General features: G+C 62.5%; 15 protein-coding genes. 3 read left to right on the top strand and 12 right to left on the bottom strand.

The window, feature by feature from the left end:
* Window positions 1-3: 3 nt before the first annotated feature.
* Window positions 4-477: a DUF1203 domain-containing protein gene (locus ABMC88_RS01030; protein WP_349574970.1), complete on the bottom strand. Its 474-nt coding sequence runs from the start codon at window positions 475-477 to the stop codon at window positions 4-6.
* A gap of 132 nt (window positions 478-609) precedes the next feature.
* Between ABMC88_RS01030 and ABMC88_RS01025 the strand changes: the two genes are divergently transcribed.
* Entirely contained in the window at window positions 610-1,287 is a 678-nt protein-coding gene (locus ABMC88_RS01025; RefSeq protein ID WP_349574969.1) for an SOS response-associated peptidase, read from the top strand.
* On the opposite strand, the gene ABMC88_RS01020 is transcribed toward ABMC88_RS01025, so the two are convergent.
* Entirely contained in the window at window positions 1,284-1,739 is a 456-nt protein-coding gene (locus tag ABMC88_RS01020; protein ID WP_349574968.1) for a cupredoxin domain-containing protein, read from the bottom strand. The genes ABMC88_RS01025 and ABMC88_RS01020 overlap by 4 nt on opposite strands.
* Window positions 1,740-1,829: 90 nt before the next feature.
* Window positions 1,830-2,738, bottom strand: coding sequence for a LysR substrate-binding domain-containing protein (locus tag ABMC88_RS01015; RefSeq protein WP_349574967.1), 909 nt, complete (start codon window positions 2,736-2,738; stop codon window positions 1,830-1,832).
* Between the two features lie 107 nt (window positions 2,739-2,845).
* Between ABMC88_RS01015 and ABMC88_RS01010 the strand changes: the two genes are divergently transcribed.
* On the top strand, window positions 2,846-4,069 hold the full coding sequence (locus ABMC88_RS01010; RefSeq protein ID WP_349574966.1) for an acyl-CoA dehydrogenase: 1,224 nt from the start codon (window positions 2,846-2,848) through the stop codon (window positions 4,067-4,069).
* Between the two features lie 127 nt (window positions 4,070-4,196).
* Window positions 4,197-5,228, top strand: coding sequence for a dipeptidase (locus ABMC88_RS01005; RefSeq protein ID WP_349574965.1), 1,032 nt, complete (start codon window positions 4,197-4,199; stop codon window positions 5,226-5,228).
* Here the strand turns inward: ABMC88_RS01005 and ABMC88_RS01000 are convergent.
* The 9 genes from ABMC88_RS01000 to ABMC88_RS00960 form a co-directional block, all read right to left on the bottom strand.
* Entirely contained in the window at window positions 5,225-6,457 is a 1,233-nt protein-coding gene (locus tag ABMC88_RS01000; protein WP_349574964.1) for a mandelate racemase/muconate lactonizing enzyme family protein, read from the bottom strand. The two genes, ABMC88_RS01005 and ABMC88_RS01000, sit on opposite strands and share 4 nt — an antisense overlap.
* Window positions 6,458-6,565: 108 nt before the next feature.
* Window positions 6,566-7,654, bottom strand: a complete 1,089-nt coding sequence (locus ABMC88_RS00995; RefSeq protein WP_349574963.1) for a zinc-binding dehydrogenase — start codon at window positions 7,652-7,654, stop codon at window positions 6,566-6,568.
* A gap of 91 nt (window positions 7,655-7,745) precedes the next feature.
* Complete coding sequence (locus ABMC88_RS00990; RefSeq protein WP_439655556.1) at window positions 7,746-8,945, bottom strand: TCR/Tet family MFS transporter; 1,200 nt, start codon at window positions 8,943-8,945, stop codon at window positions 7,746-7,748.
* A 4-nt stretch (window positions 8,946-8,949) separates the two neighbouring features.
* Complete coding sequence (locus tag ABMC88_RS00985; RefSeq protein ID WP_349574961.1) at window positions 8,950-10,275, bottom strand: lyase family protein; 1,326 nt, start codon at window positions 10,273-10,275, stop codon at window positions 8,950-8,952.
* Window position 10,276: 1 nt separating this feature from the next.
* The gene (pcaD, locus tag ABMC88_RS00980) at window positions 10,277-11,065 is read right to left on the bottom strand and encodes a 3-oxoadipate enol-lactonase (protein WP_349575552.1); all 789 of its coding nucleotides are present in this window, start codon (window positions 11,063-11,065) and stop codon (window positions 10,277-10,279) included.
* Entirely contained in the window at window positions 11,065-12,258 is a 1,194-nt protein-coding gene (locus ABMC88_RS00975) for an endonuclease/exonuclease/phosphatase family protein (RefSeq protein WP_349574960.1), read from the bottom strand. The genes pcaD and ABMC88_RS00975 overlap by 1 nt, the downstream gene beginning before the upstream one ends.
* Window positions 12,255-13,223, bottom strand: a complete 969-nt coding sequence (locus ABMC88_RS00970; protein ID WP_349574959.1) for a threonine ammonia-lyase — start codon at window positions 13,221-13,223, stop codon at window positions 12,255-12,257. Before ABMC88_RS00970 ends, ABMC88_RS00975 begins: the two co-directional genes overlap by 4 nt.
* Window positions 13,220-14,044, bottom strand: a complete 825-nt coding sequence (locus ABMC88_RS00965; protein ID WP_349574958.1) for an alpha/beta fold hydrolase — start codon at window positions 14,042-14,044, stop codon at window positions 13,220-13,222. Before ABMC88_RS00965 ends, ABMC88_RS00970 begins: the two co-directional genes overlap by 4 nt.
* Window positions 14,044-14,730, bottom strand: coding sequence for a haloacid dehalogenase type II (locus ABMC88_RS00960; protein WP_349574957.1), 687 nt, complete (start codon window positions 14,728-14,730; stop codon window positions 14,044-14,046). The genes ABMC88_RS00965 and ABMC88_RS00960 overlap by 1 nt, the downstream gene beginning before the upstream one ends.
* Window positions 14,731-14,759 lie beyond the last annotated feature (29 nt).

The following is a 14,759-nucleotide window of genomic DNA, read 5'->3' as shown; positions in this document are numbered from 1 at the left end:
TTGTCATTTCCGCACGGTGATCCGCGTCATAAAGCAGTTGTTACTTGCCGAGCGGACATCGACAAACGCCACCTGATCACGCGCAAGCAGCGCGGCTGCGTAGGTGGGGATGTCCGCCGCAGGCGTGATCTGCCCCGTTCCATAGTAAATGCGCTGGTCGGCAGTGTAACCTTTGAGCAGGTAGGTGGGGCTGGTTGTCAAAATTTCGGGCAGGGCGCTGCCAGAATGGGCCGCGCAGTCCTCCGCACAAAGAAAGATCGGCCCGCATTCCGCGTAAGGGTGCAGCGTGTCAAAGGGGCGGTGCGCACAGATCAGCATCGGCGCACCCTTTGGAATAGCACACAAGCAATGGCGGCACGGGTTACCTCCCCCGTCCGAGGTCGCACGCTCGGGCGGCTGGCCGTTGGCGTCTGGTCCGTCTGCGCGCAGGGCCGCTACGACGGCAGTGGAAAGCGAGGCATAGGTGAGGTCGGTCATGATGGTGTCTCCTTTAAACCCTCTATGCCGCATATGCGTGCTGGCAGGCGATCCGCTTTTTGCGCATTTGTGCTGGCCCCGCGCATTGCCTGCGCGCTAGACTTTTGGTCAAACCGGAAGAGGGAGGCAATCATGTGTGGACGAATGGCGCTGACCCTGCCGCCTGCGGCAATGGCCCAGATTTTCGAGGCCGCCCCCGCCAACACTCTGCCCGAGGGGCCGAATTATAACATCTGCCCCACCAACGACGTGGCCGTGATCACAGGCGGCCCCGACCAGCCGCGACAGATGGAGGCGATGCGCTGGGGGTTGATCCCCGCGTGGTACAAAAAGCCCAACGACGGCCCGCTACTGATCAACGCACGGGCCGAAACGGTGCTGGAGAAGCCTGCCTTCCGCAGTGCCGTGCATGACCGCCGCGTGCTGGTGGTGGCCAGCGGGTTTTATGAGTGGACCAAGGACGCGATTGGCGGGCGCGATCCGTGGTACATCACGCGGCGCGATGGCGCACCCTTGGCTTTTGCAGGGCTGTGGCAAGGCTGGCGCACCCCCGACACTGGCGAGACGATGCGTACCGTTGCCGCACTTACCGTTGCGGCAAACACGCCGATGCAGGCGATCCACCACCGTATGCCCGTGGTGATCGAGCGCGCGGATATAGGTTTGTGGCTGGGCGAAAACGGAAAAGGCGCCGCACCGCTGATGCGGGCGGCGGCCGATGATGTATTGCAGTGGCACCGCGTGGACCGCGCGGTCAATTCAAACCGCGCATCCGGACCAGAGCTAATCGAACCGTTCCAACAGGATTAGTTTTCGGCGATGACGGGTGCGCCGCTAAAGTTCAGCTTGCCGATGATCGTGCCTTCTTCGCCGCTCGCACCCGAGAGGTCTTCACCGGTGGTAAAGTCGGCACCAAATTCACTGCCGCCGCCGCCGCCGCCGCTTGTGTTAATGCCGTTGCTGCCAACGCCGTCAACGCGGGTAAGGTAGGTGTTTTGCATGCCCTGAGCGACAAACAGGGTGGCCTGACCGCCGTCGGGAATTTCGGGCGTGGCCCATGACCCGTTGCGCGACTGGATCACCCGCGTAATGCCGGACATATTGGTAAACGTGATCGTATCACCTGCCACGACATAGCTGATCTCGGGGAAGAACGCATAATCCATCATCAGGACTTCGTAGTTTTCGGCGGAAGCCGGACCTGCGGCAAAGGTCAGCGTGACTGCGGTCGCGGCAGCGCGCAAAATAAATTTGTTAAGCATAGCTATGCTCCTTCGGTTCGGCCCCCACCGTTACCTAAGGTTTGCCCTAAAGGCCGAATGTGGCCGAAGTGAGGCGGGACCGCCATTTTGTTAACCACGATTGCCAGCCGTGGCATCCGTGGTCTGGTTGCCCAACCATTCACAAAACGCCACCAGCGGGGGCGGAGCGGGGCGGTCGTCCGGCCAGACAAGGAAGTAGCGCCCGTTGCTTTGCGTGCTATGCGCCGCTGCAGGGACCAACTGGCCGCTGCTAAAATAGGGCTGCGCGACGAAATCAGGCAGCAAGGCCACGCCAAGCCCGTGCAGGGCGGCCTGCGCCATTGTGGCGAATTGGTCGAACATCATCCCGTCCGGCGGCGTGCAGGGGTGGCCTGCACCCTCAAACCACCGCGCCCATGCGCGGGGACGGGTTTCCAGATGTAGCAGCGGCTGGGCCAGCAACTCCTGCGGGTCGTCAAAGGGCGCACCTGCCAGATCGGGGCGGCACACGGGGATCACCCTTTCGGCCATAAGCGGCATATAATGCACCCCGGGCCAGTCCTCGTGACCAAAGTGGATGGCTGCATCAAAGGCGCTGGGCCCAAGGGCAAAAGGCTCCAGCCGCGTCGAGAGGTTAACCGTGAATTGCCCGTGGCGGGCGCTGAAATCCGACAAGCGCGGCGCCAGCCAATGCATCCCGAACCCCGGCAACACGGCCAAAGTCAGTACGCCCGATTGCTGCTGTGTCGCCGCATTGACCGAGGCCTGCCCCAGCCGCGCCAGCACCTCGCGCACTTCGCGGACATATTCCGTTCCTGCCTGCGTGCAGGTCAGATGACGCCCTTGCCGCGCCATCAATTGCACACCCAGCTGCGCCTCCAGCGTCTTGATCTGGCGGCTAATGGCCGATTGCGTCAATGACAACTCTGTCGCGGCCAATGTGGCACTGCCCAGACGGGCACAAGCCTCGAATGCCAGCAGGGCAGAGACAGAAGGCAGGTATCTTCGCGGTGCGATCATATATGACTAAAACTCATGGGTTGAGGAGTATCCATCGTTAGAACTTTGCCGCATGATATGCAATAAGCAGCACAAGTAATCCCAAAACTCATCCGAAAGGTCACGCCATGAACGCCGAAACCCCTACGCTCAAAGCCAAAGACGCCCCCGATCTGGGCAACTTCGAATGGGCCGACCCCCTGCGCCTGAACGACCAGCTGTCGGAAGACGAGCGGATGATCATGGAAAGCGCCAAAGCATATGCGCAGGAAAAGCTGCAACCGCGGGTGATCGACGCCTTTGCCAATGAAGAAACCGATGCCGGCATCTTCCGCGAGATGGGCGATATGGGCCTGCTGGGCGTCACGGTGCCCGAAGAATACGGCGGGCTGGGCGGCTCTTATGTCTCCTACGGTCTGGTTGCCCGTGAGGTTGAGCGTGTCGACAGCGGTTACCGCTCGATGATGTCGGTGCAGTCGTCTTTGGTGATGTACCCGATCTATGCCTACGGCTCCGAGGCGCAGCGCAAAAAGTATCTGCCTAAATTGTCATCGGGCGAATTCATCGGCTGTTTCGGCCTGACCGAGCCTGACGCAGGCAGTGACCCTGCGGGCATGAAAACCCGTGCGGTGAAAACCGCCAATGGCTACAAGCTCACTGGGTCCAAAATGTGGATCAGCAACGCGCCCATCGCGGATGTCTTTGTCGTTTGGGCTAAGAGCGAAGAGCATGGCGGCAAGATCCGTGGCTTTATCCTTGAGAAAGGGATGAAGGGTCTCAGCGCGCCCAAGATCGGCAACAAACTGTCCCTGCGCGCCTCGATCACAGGCGAGATTGTTATGGACAACGTAGAGGTTGGCGACGACGCGCTGCTGCCCAATGTCCAAGGCCTCAAAGGTCCGTTCGGCTGTCTGAACCGTGCGCGGTACGGTATCTCATGGGGTGTCATGGGCTCGGCCGAGTTCTGCTGGCATGCGTCGCGCCAATACGGTCTGGATCGTCACCAGTTCAACAAACCGCTGGCGCAAACGCAGCTCTTCCAGAAAAAGCTCGCCGATATGATGACCGAGATTTCGCTGGGCTTGCAGGCATCTTTGCAGGTGGGTCGTCTGATGGATAACGCCAACGCCGCGCCCGAGATGATCAGCATCGTCAAGCGCAACAACTGCGGCAAGGCGCTCGAGATCGCCCGCCACGCCCGTGACATGCACGGCGGCAACGGTATCTCCGGTGAATTCCAGGTGATCCGCCACATGATGAACCTTGAGACAGTGAACACCTATGAGGGCACCCATGACGTGCACGCGCTGATCCTTGGCCGTGCCCAGACCGGCCTGCAGGCATTTTTCTAAACCCGGCCCCATTATCGAAATTGAACCCCGCGCTGGACGAACCTGCGCGGGGTTTTTCTTTGGGTGGCGGCAATTGACGCGCCCCGCCTTGCGGCAAATACTCGGGCCGTAAACAGGAGCGTGCCCCATGCAGATTTTCGACGGCCACAACGATGTGCTCAGCCGCCTTTGGGGCACCACCACCGACCCCGTCGCGACCTTTGCGGCAGCCGAAGGCCATGTGAACCTGCCCCATGCGCGGGCCGGGGGGCTGGCGGGCGGCTTCTTTGCGCTCTATTCAGCTGCGTCCAAAGGCGCGTTCGATTTCAGCATCTTCGACGCAGGCGCGCCCGCTTTGCCCTTGTCGCCGATGATGCCTGCAGCTGCGGCGCTGGAACCTGTGATGGCCCAAGCAGGCATCGCACGGCAGTTGCACGATGCAGGCCACATCGCGATCTGCACCACCGCTGCCGATCTGGGCCGCGCCTTTGTCGGCGACCCGCTCGCCTGCGTGCTGCATCTTGAAGGCGCGGATTGCATCGGGCCAGAGCTTTGGGAACTGGACGCGCTTTACGCCATGGGCTTGCGCTCGCTCGGGCCCGTCTGGTCGCGTCCGACGATCTTTGGCGAGGGCGTGCCGTTCGCGCATGATTGCGATGGCGACACAGGCGGCGGGCTTACGCCACTGGGCAAAGCGCTGGTGGGTAAATGCAAGGCGATGGGGGTGATGGTTGACACCTCGCACCTATCGCTCAAAGGGTTCTGGGACGTGGCAGAGGCGGACGTGCCGTTGGTTGCGACGCACTCCAACGCCTGCGCCGTCGCGCTGAACGCCCGCAACCTCACCGATGATCAACTGCGTGCGGTGGGCCAGACGGGCGGCATGGTTGGCCTCAACTTTGCCACGCTATTCCTGAGCGATGCAGGCTGGCGCACAGGCCACGCGACGCTGGATGATTGCATCCGCCAGCTTGACCACATGATCGATATCGCGGGCGAAGATCACGTCGGTCTCGGCTCTGACTTCGACGGCGCGCCGATGCCCCAAGGGCTGGCCCACGCCGCCGATCTACCTGCGCTGATCGCCGCCATGCGCGCCCACGGCTACGACGAGGCACTGATCGCCAGGCTCGCCTATGAAAACTGGCTCGGTTTTGTCAGCGCACAGCTCGAAGGCTAATCCCGAGGCGCAGGCGCACCCCCTTCAAAATTGTTGCCATTCACATAGTCACACGGCTCTTCGCGCATCTCCAGATGCAGGCCATCGCCAGTATAAGGGTGCGCACGGGCCAATTCTTCATCCACTTCGATCCCAAGACCGGGGGTGGTGGGCGCCGCGATAAACCCGTCCTCGACCCGGATACTGCCTTTGATCAGCGCGTCATGGAACGGCGTCTCGATCGTCTCAGCCATCAGCAGGTTCGGGATGCTCACCGCAAAATGGATGTTCGCCGCCCACTCCACAGGGCCTGCATAAAGATGCGGCGCCATCTGCGCGTTATAGACCTCGGCCATGGCGGCGACCTTCTTCATCTCCCAGATGCCACCTGCACGGCCCAAAGCGGGCTGCAAAATCGTGGCGGCCCCATTGCGCAACACAGGCGCGAACTCGGCCTTCGTGCTCAGCCGCTCGCCCGTAGCAACAGGAATACCAACCGCCCCCGCCACCTGCGCCATCTGGGCGACATTGTCGGGCGGCACCGGCTCTTCGTACCAAAGCGGGCTGTAAGGCGCGATTGCCTGCCCCAGACGGATCGCGCCTGCGGTGGTGAACTGCCCGTGCGTGCCGAACAACAGATCAGCACGGTCGCCCACAGCCTCCCGAATGGCACGGCAAAACGCGACCGACTGGCTGATGTCACGCATCGCAGGCATATGTCCGCCGCGCCGCGTGTAGGGGCCTGCGGGGTCAAACTTCACGGCGGTATAGCCGCGCTCGACAGCGTCCAGCGCCGATTCTGCCGCCATCTCGGGCGAAGTCCAGAACGCCCCCACATCATGATGCGGCAAGGGATAAAGGTAGGTATACGCCCGCACCCGCGCATTCATCACCCCGCCCAGCAGTGCATAAACAGGCCGCTCCCGCGCTTTGCCAAGGATGTCCCAGCAGGCAATCTCCAACCCCGAAAACGCGCCCATCACGGTCAGATCTGGCCGCTGCGTGAACCCTGAAGAATAGGCCCTACGAAACATCATCTCGATATTCTCGGGGTTCTCGCCCGCCATATGCCGCGCAAACACATCCTCGATCACGCCCCGCATCGCCTGCGGCCCCACAGACGAGGCATAGCACTCCCCCCAGCCGACAATCCCGCAGGCCGTGGTGAGCTTCACCAGTATCCAGTACCGCCCCCCCCAACCGGGCGCAGGCGGCGCCGTCACAATAACATCCAGATCCTTCAGCAACATCGCATCACTCCCCAAAGCCGGACGAAACCACCGCCCAGCGCCTTCTTTATTTTGCCCTTAAACTCAATCCCGCATCCTCAGCCCGCGCCAACAGCAGCGGATCAAACGCTACCGGTCAAACAAGATCACATTGCGCCGCGCAGCCCCGGTTTTGGTATCCGCAATCGCCTCGTTGATCTGGCCCAGCTCCCACCGACCCGAGATCAGCTCGTCCAGTTTCAACCGCCCTTGGGTATACAAATCGACCATCCACGGAATATCCCGCTGGATTACCACATCGCCCATTTTCGATCCGACCATGCCTTGGCCAACAGCCGCCAGCATCACAGGCTCATAACTCGATTTGGCACCAGAATGCGGCATGCCGACCATCACAACCTTGCCGCCATAGGCAAGGTAGCGCGGCGCCGTGTCATAGGCAGGGATAGCTCCGACAGTGACAATCACCGCATCGGCCCCGCGCCCCATGGCGCGCTTGGCCTCGGACCATGGTTTACTGCCTGTCGCCAGCACACCGTCGGTGGCACCGAATTCGCGGGCAATCTCCAGCTTCTCGGCGCTCATGTCCACGGCGACGATGCGCCGAGCGCCCGCGATGCGTGCGCCCTGAATTGCGTTCAAACCCACGCCGCCTGCGCCAATCACGACCACGTCCTGACCCGCGCGCAAGCCTGCGGCATTGACCACAGCGCCGACGCCCGTGATCACACCACAAGCGATCAGGGCGGCACATTCCTTGGGGATGTCTTCGCCAATCTTTACAACCTGCCGCTGGTCCACAACCACCGCCTCGGCAAAAGCACCGCAGGCCATCGCCTGATGCAGCTTGCCGCCGTCCGCCGTTTTGATCGGGCCGTGGTCGCCGTCATAGGGCGTGCTGCACAATGTCGGCGCGCCGCCCGCGCAAGAGGGGCAGGTGCCGCACGACCGGATCAGCGTCACGACCACACTGTCGCCCACCGCAAGGCCGTTCACGCCGTCGCCCACAGCGGAAACTTTGCCCGCCGCTTCATGGCCGTAAACCGCAGGCAGCGACCCGCCCCACGCCCCATCCGCGAACGAGATATCCGAATGGCAGATCGCGACAGCATCCAATGCCACCTCGACCTCGCCCGCTTGCGGCGCACGCAGGGTGATCTCTTCGATTTTCAAAGGCGCGCCAAATTCATGGCAGACGGCTGCGGTGATCTTTTTCATTGGGGGCATTCCTTATGCGTGTCACCGCATAGGTTTGCCCAGATCAGCCTATCTCACAAGTGTTTTTAACGGCCCCTTGCGCTACGTTGCGTCACGCCTCACGCCGCGTGCCGACCAGTAGGGCCATCAGGCCAAGTGCGCTGAGGAAAGCGGCCAATAAAAACGGCGCCCCGGGCAGATAGACGGGCGCATCTGCATCGGTGAATTGCGCAAATGTGTAGGTCATCACCAGCGGCGACAGCATCATCGCCAACGCCGAGGCAGAGGTGAGAAGGCCCTGCAACTCGCCCTGCGCATCTGCGGGCACACGCGCGGACATGATGCCTTGGAGCGCAGGCGGGATGATTCCGCCAATGGAGGCAAACGGCGTGAGGATCAGGACCCACATGCTGGAGGAGATGATCGCAATGCTGACCAAGGCCGCAATGCTGAAAATCTGGCCAAGGATGACTGTGCCCCGCTCGCCGAATCTGCTCAGAATCGGGCGGATCAGCCCGCCTTGGATCAGCGCCATCGTCACCCCGAACAGGGCCAGCGACAGGCCGACGGTGGCAGGGGGCCAGTCGAAACGCTCGATCCCGAAATAGGACCAGACGGCGGGGTACACGGCAAAGCCCACGTAATAGAGGAAATACACCAGCGACAGCGGCGTGATACCGGGCAGGCGACCAAGGGCGCGAAAGGCGCCCAGCGGGTTGGCCCGCCGCCAGCTAAAGGCGCGGCGCGTCTCGTCCGTGACGGTTTCCTTCAGCACGATCCAGCCAAACAGCGCGTTGGAGGCCGCCAGAAAGGCCGCCAGCCAGAAGGGCGCACGGGTGCCGTATTCGGCCAGCAATCCGCCCAGCAACGGCCCCAGCACAAAGCCCGCGCCAAACGCTGCCCCCACCATACCAAACCGCGCAGCGCGTTCATGCGGGGCCGAGATATCGGCCATATAGGCGCTGGCGGTGGATTGTGTCGCCGCCGTGATCCCGCCGATCACACGGCCGATCAGCAAAATCCACAAGGCCCCCGCAACCGCCATCAACACATAATCGAGCGCCATAACAACCAGCGCCACCAACAGCACCGGCCTGCGGCCAAACCGGTCCGACAGCCCGCCCACCACAGGGCCAAACAGGAACTGCATCACAGCAAACGTCGTAGACAGTATCCCGCCCCAGATGGCCGCCTTCGCCAGTGTGCCACCGCCCATGTCGCGGATCAGGTCGGGCATGACGGGGATGATCAGCCCGATGCCCATGGCGTCGATCATCACGGTCAGCAGAATAAAGGCGATGGGCAGGTTCATGCGGTCAGACGGCCTTGGCGCGTGCTGCGAAATCGCGGGCCGCTTGCGGGGCGTGGCCCATCGCATGGGCCGGATCAAACAGCGCGGCGGGCAGATCGGGATAGGCCGCACGCGCCAGTGCTTCCAATGGGGTGTGCGTGGCCAGGGCTTCTTTGCACAAGGCTTTGACCTGCGCTTGCGCTTCGGGGCGCGGCATCTGCTGCGTCAGGGCAAAGCTCAGGTCTTCGGCGTGCAACATGCCGTGGCTGTTGTCCAGCGTCTGAGCCATGCGGGCGGCGTCGGGGGCCATCGTTTCGGTCAGCGATCTGGCTTGGACCAGTGCGGTGGCCGTTCCCAGTGCGATCTGCGGCAGGATCATCCATTCGGCAAACCATGCGGCCCCGTCCCGTTGGTGCAGGTGCTGCGTGGCAGGGCCAAAGCCTGCGCGCAGGCCTGTCATCTGATGACCCAAAGCCACCAGCACCGATGGCCCAACAGGGTTTTGCTTTTGCGGCATGGTCGAGGACGCGCCTGATGCGCCCAGCTTCAACTCGGCGATCTCGGAGCCTACAAGCGCCGTCATGCCTGCGCCCATACGCGAGAGTATGGCGGTGACTTGCACCAGCCAGTCCACAATGCGCAGGATCGGCCCACGGTCTACATGCCAGCTGCGTTTCGGATCACCAAGGCCGAGGCCCTCGGCCAAAGCTGCGCGTGTGTCGTGCGCCTGCGGTCCCAGCGCAGAAGATGTGCCAGCCGCGCCAGAGAGCGATACCAAAAGCGATGAGGCCCGAAGGGCTGGCAGCGCCTCAAGCAGATCAAGCAAAGGCTGGCCCCAATCGGATACAACAGCACCCCAACTGGTCACAGTCGCCTGTTGGCCATATGTGCGGCCTGCCATCGGGGTCTCTGCATGGGCCTCGGCTTGAGCGGCCAGTGCTTTGATCACAGCGCGCAAATCCGCCTCGGCCAACAACAGCAACTGGCGCAGGCGTAGCATCAGCCCCGTGTCGATAATATCCTGCGATGTCGCGCCCCAATGCACATATTGCGCATGTTCGGGGGCGTTCATCTCGGCGCGGAAGGCGGCGACAAGGCCGGGCACGCTCACGCCGTTCTCACCGGTGGACTGCGCCAGCGCACCGGGGTCGATCTGGATCTCCATCGTGGCCCGCTGGATGGCTTTCGCGCTCAGCTCGGGGATGATGCCTTGGGCGGCTTGGGCGCGGGCCAGCGCCCCCTCGACCAACAACATGGCACGGATCGCCGCCGTGTCCGAGAACAAGCGCCCCGCGTCGCCCGTGGGAAAGAGCCGCGCAAACAGCGGGCTGTCAAAAACACTGGCCGCCATATCAAATATGGCCCACCGATTTCAGGAAGTCGCTGAGCACGGATGCAAACTCCTCTGGTTGCTCGACACAAGGCAAATGCCCCGCCGGGCGGATCAGGTGAAACTTCGCACCGGGGATCAGCTCGGCTGTTTCGCGCACCATGTCCGGCGGGGTCGAGCCGTCCTCGTCCCCTGCAATCCCCAGACAGGGCAGGCGCAGCGCACTGGTAGTGGAAAAGAAATCAGTCCCCGAAATCGCGGCAGAGCACCCTGCATAGCCGTCGTCCGCCTGTTGCACCAACATATTGCGCCACAGCTCCAGTTCGGGCTTGGCGAGGAAGGATTTGGAGAACCACCGCTCCATCACGGCGTCGGCCAACTGCTCGATCCCGCCCTCGCGGACGCCGGCAATGCGTTCATCCCACATGGCTTTGGTGCCGATCTTGGCGCCTGTATTGCTCAGCACCATGGCGCGGATCAGGTCCAGCCGTTTGGCCGCCAGCCCTTGAGCGATCATGCCGCCGATGCTGAGACCTACGAACACACAGTCGCGGACCTCCAGATGATCCAGCAGTTTTTCGCAATCGCTGATGAGAGAGCCCATCGAATAGGGGCCAGACGGCACGCTGGACAGCCCGTGCCCGCGTTTGTCCCAGCGGATGATGCGCAGCCCTTCGGGCAGCATCGGCAGGATCGGGTCCCACAGCCGCATATCGGTGCCAAGCGAGTTGGCAAAGACCACCGGCGCACCCTCTGCGGGGCCGTCCACGCGGTAGTGAATGCGCGCGGTGCCTGTGTCCAGAATTTGCATCATGTGTCTCCCTTCAGGTGGATATGCGCCATGATCTGCCCGTGATCCGAGGCAAGCTTGTTATAGGGCGCTTCCGCGTGGCTGCCATCGGTCAGGTGATCGTTGAGCACGCTGAAATACTCCATTTCGCCAATGGCCTGGGCGTTCTCGGGCAGGAAGTGCCGCGACATGTAGATCTGGTCGATGCTTTCGTATACGCCGCCGAAAGCCGCAGTAAACACCATGTCGCGCAACGACTTGCGCACAAACAGCTTCTCGGCGGCGTGCAGGCGCACGGCCTCGATGTCTTCGGTGATCTGTGCTGCATCCTCGGCGCTATAGCGATCGCCGCGATGTTCGGCGTCGTGGCGCAGCATCCATTGGTAATTCTTGAACGGATGCTCGCCCGAGATGATCTCGGAGCTCACGGCGTTTTCGGCATCGTTGAAATCGCCCAGCACCATGACGGGATTGCCTGCCTGCAATTCTTGCACAATCGCACCGCGCAAGACCCAGGCTTCGGCCATGCGGCGCATGGCGGCGCGGGCAGAGCCCAGCGCACGGCCTACGGGATCGTACCGCGTCAGGTCCACTTCGGGGGCGTGGCCACCGTCCGCAGGGCGAATGAACTCTCCTAATTTGGATTTGAGATGGCAGTTGAAGACGGTGATAACCTGACCGCCCACGGGCACGCGCACTTTCAGGATCGGACGGCTGAGGCGGCTGATGCGGAAAAAGCCGCCGTCTTCGCCTCCGTCAGAGAAGGGAATATCGAGCGGTTGACCAAGGTCCTGGATCACCTCTGGTTCGCCCACAAATCCGAACCGCGACAGGATCGCGACACCGGGGCGGCGGTGGCCTGCATCGCCGTCGTGCAGGTTGGGGGCAAAGGCCAGATCGGCCTCGCGGTAGCTGCCATAGGCCAGCTTGTCGAAAATAGCCCGCTTGCGGTAGCGTTTGGTGGTGTCGGGCAGGGAGAAATCGTTCTGCTCGGCGCCGTAGGTATCGGCCAGCGTGATCATATCGCTCAGCGCGTCCTCCTCGAATACCTCTTGGAAACCCACAATGTCAGCGTCCAGCGTGACCATCTGATCGGCCAGCCAGTCGCGCTTCCACGCGTATTCCTCAGGCGTGTAGGACTGAAACTGGTAATATTCCTTGTCCGCGCCGATCAGGTTTTTGACGTTGAAACTGGCGATGGTGAAACGGGTCATAGGGTCTCCAATGCGGCGGTAAACATGGCGGGGTCAACGTTGCCGCCCGAGATCGTGACAATAACGTCATCACCCTCGATCTCATCCTTGCGGAACAGGGCGGCCGCCAGCGCCGCCGCACCGCCAGGCTCTGCCACCAGCTTGAGCCTTGAAAAGGCGTGGGCCATGGCGCACAGGGCTTCGTCATCGGTGATGACCAGACCTGCACCGCAAAGCCTGCGCAGGATCGGCCATGTCAAATCGCCCGCCGACGGCGTTATGATCGCGTCACAAATGCTACCCGTCAGGGCAGGGTTTTTCACGATTTTATGCGCGGCGAGCGAGCGTGCCACATCGTCAAAACCCGCAGGCTCGGCGGGGCGGACGCGCAGGGTGGGAGCCTCTGCCTCAAGCGCAAGTGCGATGCCAGCGGTCAGGCCACCGCCGCCGCAACACACGACCACATCGGCGTCTTTGATGCCAAGGCGGTCCGCGTCCTCGGCGATCTCAAGGCCACAGGTGCCTTGGCCCGCGATGACCTCTGCGTTGTCGAACGGTTTGACCAGTGTCAGGCCGCGCTCGGCGCTGAGGGTCGCGCCGATCTCGTCGCGGGATTCGGTGGCGCGGTCGTATAGGACCACCTCGGCACCCAGCGCACGGGTGTTGTCGATTTTCATCTGTGGCGCGTCTGCAGGCATGATGATCACCGATGACGTCCCGTGCATACGCGCGGCCAGCGCGACACCCTGCGCGTGGTTGCCGGATGAGAACGCGATGACACCGCGGGCGCGCACATCGGGCGCCATGGCGGACAGCGCGCTATAGGCCCCGCGGAATTTGAAGCTGCCGGTGTGCTGCAAGCACTCGGGCTTGACCCAGACGCGGCGGCCCGCGATCTGGTCGAGGAATTCCGAGCGGACAAGCGGCGTGCGCACGGCATGTCCGTGGATACGGGTGGCGGCGGCGCGGATCATCTCGATATTCATGTCATGGCCTCTGTCCATTGGGTGAGGGCAGCGACAGATTCGGCCTCGTCCAGAAAGGGGATATGTCCGCGATCCGGCACGCGGGCGAGGATCATATCAGGGCGGCGTTTTTGCATTTCGGCGACCGTTTCAACGCTCAATAAGTTGGAGTTCAGCCCCCAGACAAGCGCAAGCGGCAGGTCCGCCATCGCGTCGAAGAAGGGCCACAGGTCGGGCATCATCTGCTCGCCTGCGGCCAGCACAGCGTCGCGCAAATGCGGATCATAGGTGATGTGCAGACCCTCTGCATCCTGTGTATAATGTTTGCGTGCCTCGTTCAGCCAACGGCCCTCGGGCATGTTGCGAAACTCGGGGAAAGCGCGGGCCATGGCGGCGGCGGCGTCTTCGTATGTTTTGGCGGCGGGGTTGCGGCCGATGTAGTCTTTGATGAACTCGATCCCTTTGGGATCAATCACCGGCCCCACGTCATTGAGCGCGACCCCCAACAGGCGCTGCTTGGCCCCCATGGCCAGCCCCATCGCGTTCAACCCGCCGCGCGAAGCCCCCAAGATGGCGACTTTCTCCAGCCCCAAGTGGTCGAGCAATTCGGTCACATCGCGGCATTCAACGGGGAGGGCGTAGTTCTTCCAATCGGGGTCAAAATCGGACTGCCCGCGCCCTCGGTAGTCCATCTTGATCAGGCGGTGCTGGCTGAGGTGCGGTGTGACGTATTCGAAGTCTTCGGTCGTGCGGGTCAGGCCTGCAAGGCACAGGATCGGCAGGCCAGTGCCCTCATCCGTATAGTAGATTTGCAGCCCGTCGGAGGAGGTGAAATGCGGCATCAGAGGCCCGCCAGTTCTGGAATGCCGGTGAGGTCTTTGAGCATGTGGGCAGGCCGCCATGGCAAACGGTCCACAGGATCGCCTGCGCGGTTCACCCATGCGGTGGTAAAGCCATAGCCCGTTGCCGCCGCCGCGTCCCATCCGTTGGAAGAGACAAAGAGGACCTCGTCCTTGGCGCAGCCAAACTGTGCGCCCACCAGATCATATATGCGAGCGTCAGGCTTGAAGATGCCCACGCTTTCCACCGACAGCAGCGCGTCCAGCACGCCGTCGATGCCTGCGCTGTCTACCGCTCCGCGCAGCATGGCGGGCGAGCCGTTGGACAGAATCGCAGTGTTCAGCCCTGCCGCTTTGAGCGTTTGCAGCATGGCGGGGACTTCTGCGTAGGCGCCCAGCTCCCAATAAAGCTGCAACAGGCGGTCGCGCAGTGCGCCATCGCCGTCATGGCCGGTTTTCTCCAGCGCCCAATCCAGACCTTCCTGTGTGACCTGCCAAAAGTCGCAATGCGCATCCGTGATTGCGCGCAGCCAGCTGTATTGCAATTGCTTCAGCCGCCAGTGTTCAGCCAGTTGCGGCCAGTCGTCCTTGATCGCGGCATAGTCAGGCTCGGATGCGGCCTGTCGGGCGGCGGCGGCGACGTCGAAGAGTGTCCCGTAGGCGTCAAAGACGCAGGTGGTGATGGGCATGGATCCTCCAGCGGTATGGACAGGTTTAA

Source organism: Sulfitobacter aquimarinus, from assembly GCF_040149565.1.
GTDB lineage: Bacteria > Pseudomonadota > Alphaproteobacteria > Rhodobacterales > Rhodobacteraceae > Sulfitobacter > Sulfitobacter aquimarinus.
The sequence above is the reverse complement of the archived record's forward strand: the minus strand, read 5'-3'. Positions and strand labels throughout refer to the sequence as shown.

What these genes read in the sequence shown, in the direction of transcription:
- ABMC88_RS01030 (WP_349574970.1), bottom strand. Translation starts at nt 477, where the DNA reads ATGACCGACCTCACCTATGCCTCGCTTTCCACTGCCGTCGTAGCGGCC.
- ABMC88_RS01025 (WP_349574969.1), top strand. Translation starts at nt 610, where the DNA reads ATGTGTGGACGAATGGCGCTGACCCTGCCGCCTGCGGCAATGGCCCAG.
- ABMC88_RS01020 (WP_349574968.1), bottom strand. Translation starts at nt 1,739, where the DNA reads ATGCTTAACAAATTTATTTTGCGCGCTGCCGCGACCGCAGTCACGCTG.
- ABMC88_RS01015 (WP_349574967.1), bottom strand. Translation starts at nt 2,738, where the DNA reads ATGATCGCACCGCGAAGATACCTGCCTTCTGTCTCTGCCCTGCTGGCA.
- ABMC88_RS01010 (WP_349574966.1), top strand. Translation starts at nt 2,846, where the DNA reads ATGAACGCCGAAACCCCTACGCTCAAAGCCAAAGACGCCCCCGATCTG.
- ABMC88_RS01005 (WP_349574965.1), top strand. Translation starts at nt 4,197, where the DNA reads ATGCAGATTTTCGACGGCCACAACGATGTGCTCAGCCGCCTTTGGGGC.
- ABMC88_RS01000 (WP_349574964.1), bottom strand. Translation starts at nt 6,457, where the DNA reads ATGTTGCTGAAGGATCTGGATGTTATTGTGACGGCGCCGCCTGCGCCC.
- ABMC88_RS00995 (WP_349574963.1), bottom strand. Translation starts at nt 7,654, where the DNA reads ATGAAAAAGATCACCGCAGCCGTCTGCCATGAATTTGGCGCGCCTTTG.
- ABMC88_RS00990 (WP_439655556.1), bottom strand. Translation starts at nt 8,945, where the DNA reads ATGAACCTGCCCATCGCCTTTATTCTGCTGACCGTGATGATCGACGCC.
- ABMC88_RS00985 (WP_349574961.1), bottom strand. Translation starts at nt 10,275, where the DNA reads ATGGCGGCCAGTGTTTTTGACAGCCCGCTGTTTGCGCGGCTCTTTCCC.
- pcaD (WP_349575552.1), bottom strand. Translation starts at nt 11,065, where the DNA reads ATGCAAATTCTGGACACAGGCACCGCGCGCATTCACTACCGCGTGGAC.
- ABMC88_RS00975 (WP_349574960.1), bottom strand. Translation starts at nt 12,258, where the DNA reads ATGACCCGTTTCACCATCGCCAGTTTCAACGTCAAAAACCTGATCGGC.
- ABMC88_RS00970 (WP_349574959.1), bottom strand. Translation starts at nt 13,223, where the DNA reads ATGAATATCGAGATGATCCGCGCCGCCGCCACCCGTATCCACGGACAT.
- ABMC88_RS00965 (WP_349574958.1), bottom strand. Translation starts at nt 14,044, where the DNA reads ATGCCGCATTTCACCTCCTCCGACGGGCTGCAAATCTACTATACGGAT.
- ABMC88_RS00960 (WP_349574957.1), bottom strand. Translation starts at nt 14,730, where the DNA reads ATGCCCATCACCACCTGCGTCTTTGACGCCTACGGGACACTCTTCGAC.